Consider the following 13,022-nt stretch of genomic DNA (forward strand, 5'->3'; position numbering starts at 1 on the left):
CGTTCTTTAACAATTTGGAAAGCTGATATTTAGTAATCAATCAATATTGAGTAACTGAGAATATCGAAAGATGTTCTTTCAAGACTACTCTCTACTTGACATACGGCGCAACGAAAGTTGCAAACGTAAATTTGATTAGACAGTCATGCATACAACAGTGCTTTAATGCACACCTGGCTCCGGATAAAAAGGCGGAGGTTAGGCGCAACGTTATCCATCCTTTTAGGATGTCGCATCCTTTGGATAGTATTGTACGGTAGCAAACCTTATTCCTTACTCATGTGAATAAGACAGTGGCTACGACGAACAGGGTAACCTGGGAAGCTATTTAGGGTTGTATGGTTAAGTGACTAAGCGTATACGGTGGATGCCTTGGCAAATAGAGGCGATGAAGGACGTGTAAGTCTGCGAAAAGCTGTGGTGAGTTGACAAAACGCATTTGAGCCACAGATGTCCGAATGGGGGAACCCACTGCTTCGGCAGTATCTGCAACTGAATACATAGGTTGTAGAGGCAAACGAGGGGAACTGAAACATCTAAGTACCCTTAGGAAAAGAAATCAACCGAGATTCCCTTAGTAGCGGCGAGCGAAAGGGGAGCAGCCGATAAACAAAGTGTTAGTGGAATCTTCTGGAAAGTTGAGCGATACAGGGTGATAGCCCCGTACATGAAGATGCTTTGTTTACATATTAAGTAGGTCGGGACACGTGTTATCTTGACTGAAGATGGGGGGACCATCCTCCAAGGCTAAATACTCCTATTTGACCGATAGTGAACCAGTACCGTGAGGGAAAGGCGAAAAGAACCCCTGTGAGGGGAGTGAAATAGAACCTGAAACCGTATACGTACAAGCAGTGGGAGCCCTTCGGGGTGACTGCGTACCTTTTGTATAATGGGTCAGCGACTTATATTTAGTAGCAAGGTTAACCGTTTAGGGGAGCCGTAGCGAAAGCGAGTGTTAACTGCGCGTCTAGTTGCTAGGTATAGACCCGAAACCCGGTGATCTAGCCATGGGCAGGTTGAAGGTTGAGTAACATCAACTGGAGGACCGAACCCACTAACGTTGAAAAGTTAGGGGATGACTTGTGGCTGGGGGTGAAAGGCCAATCAAACCGGGAGATAGCTGGTTCTCCCCGAAATCTATTTAGGTAGAGCCTCGGACGAATTCCTTTGGGGGTAGAGCACTGTTAAGGCTAGGGGGTCATCCCGACTTACCAACCCTTTGCAAACTCCGAATACCAAAGAGAACTATCCGGGAGACACACGGCGGGTGCTAACGTCCGTCGTGAAGAGGGAAACAACCCAGACCGCCAGCTAAGGTCCCAAAATATTGCTAAGTGGGAAACGATGTGGGAAGGCCCAGACAGCTAGGAGGTTGGCTTAGAAGCAGCCACCCTTTAAAGAAAGCGTAATAGCTCACTAGTCGAGTCGGCCTGCGCGGAAGATGTAACGGGGCTAAGCAATATACCGAAGCTGCGGCAGCATGTTTACATGCTGGGTAGGGGAGCGTTCTGTAAGCCGCTGAAGGTGAACTGTGAAGTTTGCTGGAGGTATCAGAAGTGCGAATGCTGACATGAGTAACGATAATGCGGGTGAAAAACCCGCACGCCGGAAGACCAAGGTTTCCTGTCCCATGCTAATCAGGGCAGGGTAAGTCGGCCCCTAAGGCGAGGCAGAAATGCGTAGTCGATGGGAAACGGGTTAATATTCCCGTACTTATATAATCAGTGATGGAGGGACGGAGAAGGCTAGGCAAGCTTGGCGTTGGTTGTCCAAGTGAAAGTGCGTAGGCTGAGAAATTAGGTAAATCCGGTTTCTTAAGGCTGAGACACGAGACGAGCCACCAAGGTGGTGAAGTTGTTGATGCCCTGCTTCCAGGAAAAGCTTCTAAACTTATGATTATGTGAACCGTACCCCAAACCGACACAGGTGGTCAGGTAGAGAATACTAAGGCGCTTGAGAGAACTCGGGTAAAGGAACTCGGCAAAATTGTACCGTAACTTCGGGAGAAGGTACGCCCCTGATTGTGATAGGACTTGCTCCTTAAGCAGTCGGGGGTCGCAGTGACCAGGTGGCTGGGACTGTTTATTAAAAACACAGCACTCTGCAAACTCGAAAGAGGACGTATAGGGTGTGACACCTGCCCGGTGCCGGAAGGTTAATTGATGGGGTTAGCGTAAGCGAAGCTCTTGATCGAAGCCCCGGTAAACGGCGGCCGTAACTATAACGGTCCTAAGGTAGCGAAATTCCTTGTCGGGTAAGTTCCGACCTGCACGAATGGTGTAACCATGGCCACGCTGTCTCTACCCGAGACTCAGTGAAATTGAAATCGCAGTGAAGATGCTGTGTACCCGCACCTAGACGGAAAGACCCCGTGAACCTTTACTACAGCTTGGCACTGAACATTGAACCTACTTGTGTAGGATAGGTGGGAGGCTTTGAAGCAGAGACGCTAGTTTCTGTGGAGCCGTCCTTGAAATACCACCCTGGTATGTTTGATGTTCTAACATAGGTCCCTAATCGGGATTGTGGACAGTGTCTGGTGGGTAGTTTGACTGGGGCGGTCTCCTCCCAAATAGTAACGGAGGAGCACGAAGGTTAGCTAATCACGGTCGGACATCGTGAGGTTAGTGCAATGGCATAAGCTAGCTTAACTGCGAGACAGACACGTCGAGCAGGTACGAAAGTAGGTCATAGTGATCCGGTGGTTCTGTATGGAAGGGCCATCGCTCAACGGATAAAAGGTACTCCGGGGATAACAGGCTGATACCGCCCAAGAGTTCATATCGACGGCGGTGTTTGGCACCTCGATGTCGGCTCATCACATCCTGGGGCTGAAGTCGGTCCCAAGGGTATGGCTGTTCGCCATTTAAAGTGGTACGCGAGCTGGGTTTAGAACGTCGTGAGACAGTTCGGTCCCTATCTGGTGTGGGCGTTGGATGATTGAGGGGAGCTGCTCCTAGTACGAGAGGACCGGAGTGGACGAACCGCTGGTGTTCGGGTTGTTTTGCCAAAGGCATTGCCCGGTAGCCAAGTTCGGAATCGATAACCGCTGAAAGCATCTAAGCGGGAAGCGAGCCCCAAGATGAGTCATCCCTGGACTTAAGTCCTGGAAGGGTTGTTATAGACTATGACGTTGATAGGCAGGATGTGGAAGCGTTGCAAGGCGTTAAGCTAACCTGTACTAATTGCCCGAGAGGCTTAACCATACAACGCCTAAGTAGCTTTACTTAGAAGTTGTTGGTACGACTGTCTAATAAAGTCAGAGAGAGTAGTAGTTACTCGATAGATTGAGCTAATATCAGATTCCAAAATTGTTAAGTTATTGACGAAGTCAGTAACAACCGTTTTTGCCTGGCGGCAATAGCGACGTGGTCCCACCTGAATCCATTCCGAACTCAGAAGTGAAACACGTTAGCGTCGATGGTAGTGTGGGGTCTCCCCATGTGAGAGTAGAACACCGCCAGGCTCCCAATTCTAAGAAAAAGGGCTATCCGAAAGGGTAGCCCTTTTTTGCATCTGGCGATGAATACGACGTCGTCCCTACTATCAGCAACATCAGGATAGCCCTTTACCTTAGAAAGGCACTGCGTGCCACTCCCATGAGAGCCTAACCATCGAGGGTCATATCCATAAACCCTCTGCGAACAGCGTCCTTTAGTGATACATCCCTGTAGCGGGCGTCCAGCTCGCCATCCATGGCTCGCGTTCATCACTTGCCGAATGCCACCGGCATTCGACATGCTTCTACGAAGCACCTTTCTTCACCCCCATGTGAGGGCATATAAAATTAAACTAAAGATCCGTCATCCCCGAAAGCACGCAGTGCTTATCCGCGACCTCCGTCGCACAACCGTAGAGTCAAAAAATGCACCGTCGTTATCTCTGATACATCTCCGTCATCCCCGAAAGCACGCAGTACTTATCCGGGACCTCCGTCGCACAACCGTAGAGTCAAAAAGTGCACCGTCGCTATCGCTAATACAACTCAGTCATCCCCGAAAGCACACCGTGCTTATCGGGGACCCCCATCGTGCAACCGTAGAGTCAAAAAGTTCACCGTCGCTGCCGCTAATACATCTCCGTCATCCCCGAAAGCACGCAGTGCTTATCGGGGATCCCCCCTCGTGCAACCGTAGAGTCAAAAAGTTCACCGTCGCTATCGCTAATACAACTCAGTCATCCCCGAAAGCACACCGTGCTTGTCGGGGATCCCCCTCGTGCAACCGTAGAGTCAAAAAGTGCACTGTCGCTATCGCTAATACATCTCCGTCATCCCCGAAAGCACGCAGTGCTTATCGGGGATCCCCCCTCGTGCAACCGTAGAGTCAAAAAGTTCACCGTCGCTATCGCTAATACATCTCCGTCATCCCCGAAAGCACGAAGTGCTTATCGGGGATCCCCTTCGTGCAACCGTAGAGTTAAAAAGTTCACCGTCGCTATCGCTAATACAACTCAATCATCCCCGAAAGCACGCAGTGCTTATCGGGGATCCCCTTTGTGCAACCGTAGAGTTAAAAAGCGCACCGACGCTATCTCAGTCAAAACAATTACATTTGCAATTAAGTTGGTAGGCGATGAATAATAAAGACCGTCCAGCACCCTTACAGGATGTTATTTCATACTCAGCGGCGTAGATGCCCTAAACGGATTAACTCATGAGCAGTCAGCAACCTAAAACGTTTTTAGATAAGCCTGTTTTTGCATTTTGTATCACCAGCCTGATCATGCTGTCTGTCGTGGCCTTTTCAATAGAAACCCTGCCGGATCTCAGCAGCGAAGATATTCGTTTACTTCGGTATGCTGAATACCTGATAGTGGGTCTCTTTACTCTTGAATACCTAACAAGAATCTACCTGGCAGAAGATAAGTTAAAATTCATTTTCAGCTTCTATGGGCTAATCGACCTGATTGCTATTCTGCCTTTCTTTCTGGCATTTGCTGTCGATCTGACAACATTAAGGTTATTACGTCTGCTCAGGCTTGCACGAATCATTAAACTGGCCAGATATAATTCCGCGTTCCACCGTTTTACTAAAGCACTTTATGTAGCAAAAGAAGAGTTAATTATATTTACCCTGGCAAGCTTCGTATTGCTTTACCTGGCAGCAGTTGGAATCTACCACTTTGAACATGCTGCGCAACCTGAGGTATTCCGGTCTATATTTGACAGCCTGTGGTGGTCAGTCGCTACACTCACTACAGTGGGGTATGGGGATATTTATCCGGTGACCATGGGCGGGAAAATGTTTACGTTTTTTGTGTTGATGATTGGTCTTGGTTTAATTGCCGTACCAACTGGCATAGTCGCTTCTGCATTGTCTGCGGTAAGAGATAAAAAAGAGGACTGAGTCAGTAGAATTTGGCTGTTAAATCGCTAAGGATATTTTCCGGGGGCCTTATTTTATACTCACGATGTAATTGAATTATCTGCTCGTGATGTGTGACCAGGAAGTCATTAAACTCCGCTATGAGTGATTTATTCGCTATGGTTGATAGCATGAACGAAACGCCATCATGAGGCAGTGCCGGATCTAAAGTAAAGTTGCCAAGCCATGGTCGTTGCGCGGCGATATGCATAGTGACATGGTACTCAAGGTTGGCTGCATCGGCTCTGTCCAGCGCAATTAACTCTAACGCACTCAGAGTATTTTCCACACGGATAAGGTGAGTCAAACGATTGTTGACCCGTTCCTGCCAATTGACCGGGGTAAAGCCCAGTGGCATGACGAGGCGTTTAATTTCATCAATTCCTCCCCCAACATATTTGGGCCGTACTATGGTGCCCCCTAGTGCTCTCGTCAGAGGATTGCTAAATACTTTCCTACTATTTTCTATAACGGGATTAAACCATTTAGGGTTATCCGGATAAACAGCATCAATACTACCCTTAGCCAGTTCTTTTTGCAGACGTAAAACCGGCATGGCTTCATACACAAATTTATGGGATGTGGTAGCTTCGAAGGCTTCTAAAATGGCCCAGGCCAGCCCTTTGTCGTTATCAGCAGTAAAATCATAGTGAGGGAAGTAATGCAGATTTTGTGTGCCGATAACAACAGTGTCGGCCCGACAGAACAAGCCGGAGCTGAACATTATTATGAGCAACAGTCGGTAGAGAAAAAGTAAGGCCGAAGAATGGAGCAACATGATTACTTACATACAAAATCTGTTATTTTGCTAGCATAAGATAAATTCTGGCTAATTTATATACGTTTTTTGGGCTAATGCTTATATTAAACCGGGCCAGCACTACTGATTAGTGGAAGTCTCTTGAGCCAATCACAAGGGCTTCAAACTTATCGCTATGATCAATAAGTTTTCCTGCGATCACGTGGATAACGCCTTCTGGTGAACGTTCCAGAATGCCGTGAACCTCAAGGATCCTGGCACTGATAAATGCTTTCTTCTGGGCTCTGGCAGTATTTTGCCAAACCACAATATTCACATTGCCGGTGTGATCTTCCAACGTCATAAAGGTCACTCCGCCAGCGCTCCCCGGCGCCTGTCTTCCTATAACACAGCCTAAGACCCTAACTGGAGTTTTATGCGATTTTGTTGGTAAAGATTCTGCCACTACAATATTTTTAAAGGTATAACGTTCCAGTAACAGGCGGATAGGATGCTCGCTAATGGAAAGGTCCAGTGCGGCATAATCTTCGATCAGGTTTTCCACCGCTGAGGGTGCTTCAATTGGAATATCAGTTGACTCCAGATTGTTTAATAATGGCAATGCTAACTGGGAATCCATTAACTTCCAGCGCACATTAAATCGATCCGGGGCAAACTTGCTCAACGCATTAGCGCTGGCTAACGCTGCTAAGTCGGCCTGGTTCAGGCCTCTTTGACGCAATTGTGTCAGTGTTTGATAGCCAGCGGCGGGACGCTGTTTTACAACCTGTTCGGCCCCTTTGACTGATAAGCCATTAATCTGTCTGAAGCCCAGACGCAGATGGTCGTTATCAATTACGGTGTGATCAATACTGCTATTGTTAACATCTACCGGCAGTGCATATATGCGGTGCTTTTTAGCATCCTGGAGCAGCTGTGCCGGGGAATAAAAACCCATTGGCCAGCTATTAAGTAGTCCAACATAAAACTCAACGGGAAAATAGTACTTCAACCACGCGGAAGCATAGGCCAGCACGGCAAATGACGCAGAATGAGATTCCGGGAATCCATACTCACCAAAGCCGCAAATCTGCTCGAATAGTTGCTCAGCAAACGCCAGCTTGTAGCCGCGAGCCGACATGCCATCAATAAGCTTTGAGCGAAACTGGCGTAACTTTCCGTTCTTTTTCCAGCTGGCCATGGCCCGACGCAACTGGTCTGCCTCACCGCCGGTAAAACCGGCCGCGACCATGGCTAGCTGAATAACCTGTTCCTGAAAAATTGGTACACCCATGGTGCGACTCAGCACCGATTCTACTTCTTTGGAAGGATAACTTACCGGTTCACTCCCATGTCGTCTGCGTAAATAAGGATGGACCATTTCGCCCTGAATCGGACCAGGCCTGACAATCGCAATCTGTACCACCAAATCATAGTAAGAAACGGGTCTGAGTCTGGGCAACATACTCATCTGCGCCCGTGATTCAATCTGAAAAACACCCACGGTATCGGCTTTGCAGATGGCCGAGAAAACCTGTGGGTCGCTACCATGGGCAGAAATAAAAGGGATCGTTAAATCAAACTGATAGCGCTGTTTAATTAACGCAAACGTTTTGCGAATGGCTGTCAGCATGCCAAGTGCTAAAACATCAACCTTTAATAGCCCTAGAGACTCAAGATCATCTTTGTCCCACTGAATTACGGTGCGCTCTGCCATGGCGGCATTTTCTACCGGCACCAGTTCGTAAAGAGGCCCAGCGGAGATAACAAAACCACCAACATGTTGCGACAAGTGACGAGGAAAGCCAATAAGTGCTTCGGTTTGTGCGATCAGGTTTTTAACGGCATGATCCTGTTGGTCAATGCCGGTTTCTAATAACTGACTCTGCCAGCCAAGTGTTCTGTCACGTAAATTAAATTGTTTTAGCCAGTAGCTTAAGCGGGATTCACTAAAGCCCAGTGCTTTGCCCACTTCGCGAAAGGCACTCTTAAACCGAAAGGTAGACACACTGGCGGCTAATGCCGTCCGTTCGCGTCCATACTTCTGATAAATATACTGGATAATTTCTTCGCGACGTTCATGCTCAAAATCAACATCGATATCTGGTGGTTCATTCCTTTCTTTAGAAATGAAACGTTCAAACAAAACATTAATCTGGCGCGGATCAACAGCGGTAATCTCAAGGCAGTAACACACCACAGAATTAGCTGCCGAGCCCCGGCCCTGATATAAAATTCTGCGCTGGCTGGCAAACTGCACAATGTCGTAGATGGTCAGAAAAAAATACTCAAAGCCCTCCGAGTTAATCAAAGAAAGCTCTTTTTCGATAATAGCCCTGAGTTCGCTACTCAACCCCTCCGGGAAACGTTTTTTAATACCCTGTTCTACGCAGTGTCTCAGGTAGCTAGTCGCACTATATCCGGCGGGCACCAGTTCACTGGGATATTGATATCTTAATTCTTCCAGAGTGAAAGAGCAGCGCCCTGCAATGGCGACACTTTCGGCCAGCCATGCCGGGGGATACAAACGGCTCAGCTTGGACAGGGGTTTAAGACTTCGCTCCTGATTTTGCAAAGCATGTCTGCCCAAATCCTTAACCTGTGAGCGGGTCCTGATGGCATGCAGCACATGTTGAGTGGTTTGTCTGTCGGGGTGGTGAAACAACACCTGATTGGTCGCTACTATGGGTAAATCCAGATCTTCACTTAGCGTCATCGCCGCCGCAAACTGGTCAGCGTCGCTGCCATCCAGTAAACGTGAAATACCAATCCAGCACCGGCCCGCAAAGTACTTATTAAAAAAGCGGCCCCAGTGCTCATCTTCTTTAGTGTAGGTAGGTAACCATATTGCCAGGCAGGATTTAACGGTCTTCAGATCCCATTGAGACAGAGCGTACTGACCTTTCTCACTGCGTCGTCGGGCATTGGTGATGATTCGGCAAAGCTCGGAATAGGCAACTTTATCGGGGCATAGCAGGGCTATTTTCAGGCTCGACGGAATATTAAACAGGCTACCTACAATTAATTTTACCGGGAGTCTGTTTGCTTTAATTTCGGTATGTGCCCTAACAACGCCCGCTACAGAGCATTCATCGGTAATTGCCAGCGCCGGATATCCTAAAAAGGCAGCCGTAGTGACCATTTCCTCCGGATGGGATGCGCCTTCCAGAAAAGAAAAATTACTCTGACAAACCAGCTCTGCAAACATAATCAGCCAAAATACCCCTGCACAAACCACTGTTGATGTTCATCCCGGAAAACCCAAAGGCGCTGCCCTGAACGGGTTTGAGCAATAAAATAATCTCGGATCATGCTTTGATTATCCCACCAGCCGGTTTTGATTCTCTCCGGCCCATAAACTATGTGGGTGTCTGTGGTTAAAGGTTGTGGGTGAGGTAGCAGCCATGCCGGTTGGATATCCTGCTGGGACTGGCTGTTGTTGTCATTATCTGCTGAGACCTGTGGGTTGCTATAGCCAGGGCGATGATCATTAATGGCACTTACCGTATTAACATTCTGGCTGCCGAATTTGGCCAGCAGCTTGCCCAGCAATATATTTTCAGCATGTTTGGAGTAATTACTTTGCAGCAAGGACAGGTTGTCAGGATTAAATTCACTCAGCTTGTCGCAGGTCAGGGTTAGCGATGTTACCGCTGAGCTCAGGCTAAGCTGTTCCAGTTTCAGGTCGATTAACAGCAGCCAGTCGTCCGCATGATGATGAGCTGTGCCGGCATTGATGGTAAAATACAGCTCGCCGTGATCCCGTTGCAGCAGTGTTATCTGTAATTCATCAGTCACTAAATTGCGTTTTTGCAGGTACTGACAATTATTAGTGACCAGGGGGGCAAGGTAGCGGCTTATGCCCATGGCTGAGTCTACCGCATAGGGCAGTTCCATAAACTGGCTGAACAGTTTGCGCGGGTGAAACAGGCTATAGGGCGGTTGTTTAACCCCTTTTAACGCCAGCAGATAAGTAATAACCTCGTTGTTAAACCGTTTGCCAATCTCTTGCAGCGGCAGAGCCTGCAGTTCGCCCAGTTGTTTTATGCCCGCACGCTTAAGCTGTCCGATAGTTTTTTTATCCAGCTGCGAGCTGTGTAACGGGCATTTTGCCAAGGCATCAAGTGCATCCTTAGGTTCGGTAAATAAAGCATTGCTTTTGTGATGAGCGAGCACCCGGGCCACTTCAATGGTAGGGCCTGCGCCAAAGTAAAAATGGACGCGTTGTGTGTTAAGGGTTTGCCGGCAAAGCGCAAAAAAATTGTCCAGCCCCTGATAATAAAGTGCCAGCGGGGTCAGGTTTATGGCAATGCCCTGGTTGGGATAGCACACTATGTCTGAGGCGATGGTATAAAGCGTATTTGCAAGTTGCTCAATTTGGCCCGCTTCACTGGCTTCAGAGTAATCCAGAATAACAATTTGCGAATGAATTGCCGTTGCTTCGGCAAGGCCCATTCCGGTTTTTATGCCCGCTTGTGCTGCCACTTTTGAACGTTGTTTAACGTTGTTCTGGTTAATATCCAATACCACCACCGGTTCGCTACAGTCAGGGTGTAGCACCTCAAACTGATCCAACTGTAAACGGGGAAAATAAAGATAAAGCCAGTGCACTTAGCTAGCTCACTTCATGGAGTGTGGAAGTTTGTCCATGGCTGAAATGTGAAAAGGCTTTAACGATGGCATCATTGCTGGCAGGTAAAGGGTGAGTGATGGGGATATCTGTTTGCGGCCAGGCGCCTTTGACACGGTTTAGCTGAACCAACCACTCTGAAGCAGAAAACGTGAGTTGCATATCGATATTAACCGGAAGCACTCCATGATTTCCCCATGCATGCTGAACAACAATTACCAGACAATCGTACTGGCAGGCGAGTACCTGTAAACGCCTGGCGGCTTTAGCAGCCAGTTGCGAAATATACAGAACTACACAACAACATGCCTGACTTCTAATGGCTTGCTCGCCTGCCCATAACGAATCCTCGGTACAACGGGTAGTGACTACCCAGGATTGCTTGTGCAATGGCGACTGAATTAACCAGTTGTGATTGAGTTGCCAGTCGTTATGCAGCCATAAAATGCGTTTCTGTGTCGCCGCTTTTTGCTGCATTACATTGTGCATCAGCTGGATTTCCGAGCTGCCGGGTAAAGCGCGAAGGGTAATAACGCCGGCTGCTGGTACACCGCCAACACAAGCTTCATCCAGTTTTTGCTGGCCAAAAGGGAGCCGCAGCATCCCGACCGCCTGGTTGTCGTGCTGTGCTCTGCCCTTAAAAACCAAGGGATGTTTAATGAGTGACGCTATGGATGCTGGCATAATCAAAATACTGTTTATTTATACAGTATTTTAGCCAAAAAAAACGCCTCTGCAAGAGGCGCGTTTTATTTGTTGATATTAATCGGCCGATTTTTCTTCGGTTTTAGTCGCGGGAAAGCTGAGCCCTTTGCAGGCAATAATAAACCCATCGAGGGTATTTTTACTCCAGGCAACCCTGAGATCACTGGGCTGTACCTTTATTATTTCGCGAATCTGTTCCAGGGTGACTTCACTGTCTTTTAATGCGGCATTCAGTGCTTCTTCAACCGACATACCTTTATCCATACAATACACAGCTACTGCACTGATTTTCTCGAACATGGGCTGCAGCACTTCGTAGTTTTTAACGCTGATCAGGCCTCGTTTATGCGAGGCATCCAGTCTTTCGGCCAGAAAACTTTGGATTTGCTGAGCCAGGATTACCATGCTGGAATTAGCATCACAAATGCGTCTTGTTGTGGTTTTGAGGCTGTTTTGGCTAAGCACCAGCTCTTTTTGCAGGTTCTGTATTTTTAAACCAAAAAAGATAAGTAACAAAATCAGCGCTGCGAAACTTGCAAATATAATCATGCCAAAGTAATCCTTGTGTGAGAATTTGCCTTCTGGTTATTCGTTTTTAGGCGTATAGATAGGGCCAGGAAATGCGGTGACTTTGTCAGACAATTCGGTAATTTTTGCAGTTCCCTGTTTTTTTACCTGGTCGATTCTAAGCACATTATGCATAGGAATAAAAGTACTGGTCACGTCGGCAAACTCAGTTTTGAGTTTTTCATGCGAGGGATCAACAACGATTTGCGAATGGTTATCCCACACAAAATCGCCAATCTCCACAAATCCAAATAATCCGCCCTGGGAGACTTCACGCACATAAAGCTCGTAATGTTCCCCATTACTAACAAACTGTACACGATAGAGCATTTTATTACCGGCCATCAATTTTCTCTGTTTACTGCTAAAAAGGTGATAGCTCACAATTATAAGGGGTTAATTGCTGCGCTCCAATAGAATACGGCGGTTTGTTAGCGGCAGATAGGCTGAAGTAATGCCCGGGTGGCAATATGCAGCTCTTCGATGCTCTCAGCCAGAATACTGTTAATAGCGAAGCCCTGAACAAAACTGGTGAGCTGCAGGGCAACGGCCTCAACGTTAATATTGGTCTGGACTGTCTGCTGGCGCTGGGCTTGTTCCAAACAGCCAATAAAGGCCAGTTGTAATCTGTCCAGATAATGACGACCACGAGATTTGATCTCGTCATCCTCGCTGCCGAGTTCTGTCACCATATTAATTAACAGGCAGCCTCTGCCATAAATGTGTGCGATATATTCGGCAAAAAAACGCTCGATGGAGGCCAGTCCCTGATGATCTTCAAGGTTAGCCAGAATAGGCTGGAGTTTGTGGGTCTCGTAGTAGCTTAGAGTGGCATACAGAAACTTGAGCTTGCTGCCAAATTCTAAATAAAAGCCACGCCGATTAAACTCAGTCCGGGCAATAATTTCGTCCATTACTGCACCGTTATAACTGTGTTCAATAAAGATATCTTCTGCTTCAGCAAGAATATCATCTAAGTTATAAAGCGATTTACGAGGCATAATACTGTTAA

8 protein-coding genes and 2 rRNA genes are annotated in these 13,022 nt (G+C 47.5%); 3 read left to right on the forward strand and 7 right to left on the reverse strand.

Annotated features, from left to right (window positions below; genetic code table 11):
- Positions 1-340: 340 nt before the first annotated feature.
- The 3 genes from BFC17_RS03785 (at position 341) to BFC17_RS03795 (ending at position 5,351) form a co-directional block, all read left to right on the forward strand.
- Positions 341-3,209, forward strand: a 23S ribosomal RNA gene (locus BFC17_RS03785).
- A gap of 144 nt (positions 3,210-3,353) precedes the next feature.
- Positions 3,354-3,469 (forward strand): 5S ribosomal RNA (gene rrf, locus BFC17_RS03790).
- A gap of 1,189 nt (positions 3,470-4,658) precedes the next feature.
- Positions 4,659-5,351, forward strand: coding sequence for an ion transporter (locus tag BFC17_RS03795; RefSeq protein ID WP_070175135.1), 693 nt, complete (start codon positions 4,659-4,661; stop codon positions 5,349-5,351).
- 1 nt (position 5,352) lies between these two features.
- Here the strand turns inward: BFC17_RS03795 and BFC17_RS03800 are convergent, their stop codons facing one another.
- From BFC17_RS03800 to BFC17_RS03830, 7 genes are all read right to left on the reverse strand, one after another.
- Positions 5,353-6,147 (reverse strand): hypothetical protein, encoded by a 795-nt coding sequence (locus BFC17_RS03800; protein ID WP_070175136.1) that lies wholly within the window; start codon positions 6,145-6,147, stop codon positions 5,353-5,355.
- 109 nt (positions 6,148-6,256) lie between these two features.
- A complete protein-coding gene (locus BFC17_RS03805; RefSeq protein WP_070175137.1) occupies positions 6,257-9,316 on the reverse strand; it encodes an error-prone DNA polymerase in 3,060 nt (1,019 codons plus the stop codon).
- Between the two features lie 2 nt (positions 9,317-9,318).
- Complete coding sequence (locus BFC17_RS03810; protein ID WP_070175138.1) at positions 9,319-10,719, reverse strand: Y-family DNA polymerase; 1,401 nt, start codon at positions 10,717-10,719, stop codon at positions 9,319-9,321.
- Between the two features lie 4 nt (positions 10,720-10,723).
- Positions 10,724-11,341 carry a hypothetical protein gene (locus BFC17_RS03815; protein WP_070175139.1) on the reverse strand — a complete coding sequence of 206 codons (618 nt, stop codon included), beginning with the start codon at positions 11,339-11,341 and terminating at the stop codon, positions 10,724-10,726.
- A 159-nt stretch (positions 11,342-11,500) separates the two neighbouring features.
- The gene (locus tag BFC17_RS03820; RefSeq protein ID WP_070175140.1) at positions 11,501-11,992 is read right to left on the reverse strand and encodes a hypothetical protein; all 492 of its coding nucleotides are present in this window, start codon (positions 11,990-11,992) and stop codon (positions 11,501-11,503) included.
- Between the two features lie 36 nt (positions 11,993-12,028).
- Positions 12,029-12,355, reverse strand: a complete 327-nt coding sequence (locus BFC17_RS03825; protein WP_070175141.1) for a DUF1820 family protein — start codon at positions 12,353-12,355, stop codon at positions 12,029-12,031.
- A gap of 86 nt (positions 12,356-12,441) precedes the next feature.
- Complete coding sequence (locus BFC17_RS03830; RefSeq protein ID WP_070175142.1) at positions 12,442-13,011, reverse strand: TetR/AcrR family transcriptional regulator; 570 nt, start codon at positions 13,009-13,011, stop codon at positions 12,442-12,444.
- Between the last annotated feature and the right edge of the window lie 11 nt (positions 13,012-13,022).

It is taken from the genome of Marisediminitalea lipolytica (genome assembly GCF_001758465.1).
In the GTDB taxonomy this organism is placed as follows: domain Bacteria; phylum Pseudomonadota; class Gammaproteobacteria; order Enterobacterales; family Alteromonadaceae; genus Alteromonas; species Alteromonas lipolytica.

Excerpts from the sequence above, each read along its gene's own strand:
- BFC17_RS03830 (WP_070175142.1), bottom strand. The coding sequence starts at position 13,011 with ATGCCTCGTAAATCGCTTTATAACTTAGATGATATTCTTGCTGAAGCA.
- BFC17_RS03825 (WP_070175141.1), bottom strand. The coding sequence starts at position 12,355 with ATGGCCGGTAATAAAATGCTCTATCGTGTACAGTTTGTTAGTAATGGG.
- BFC17_RS03820 (WP_070175140.1), bottom strand. The coding sequence starts at position 11,992 with ATGATTATATTTGCAAGTTTCGCAGCGCTGATTTTGTTACTTATCTTT.
- BFC17_RS03795 (WP_070175135.1), top strand. The coding sequence starts at position 4,659 with ATGAGCAGTCAGCAACCTAAAACGTTTTTAGATAAGCCTGTTTTTGCA.
- BFC17_RS03805 (WP_070175137.1), bottom strand. The coding sequence starts at position 9,316 with ATGTTTGCAGAGCTGGTTTGTCAGAGTAATTTTTCTTTTCTGGAAGGC.
- BFC17_RS03815 (WP_070175139.1), bottom strand. The coding sequence starts at position 11,341 with ATGCTGCGGCTCCCTTTTGGCCAGCAAAAACTGGATGAAGCTTGTGTT.
- BFC17_RS03800 (WP_070175136.1), bottom strand. The coding sequence starts at position 6,147 with ATGTTGCTCCATTCTTCGGCCTTACTTTTTCTCTACCGACTGTTGCTC.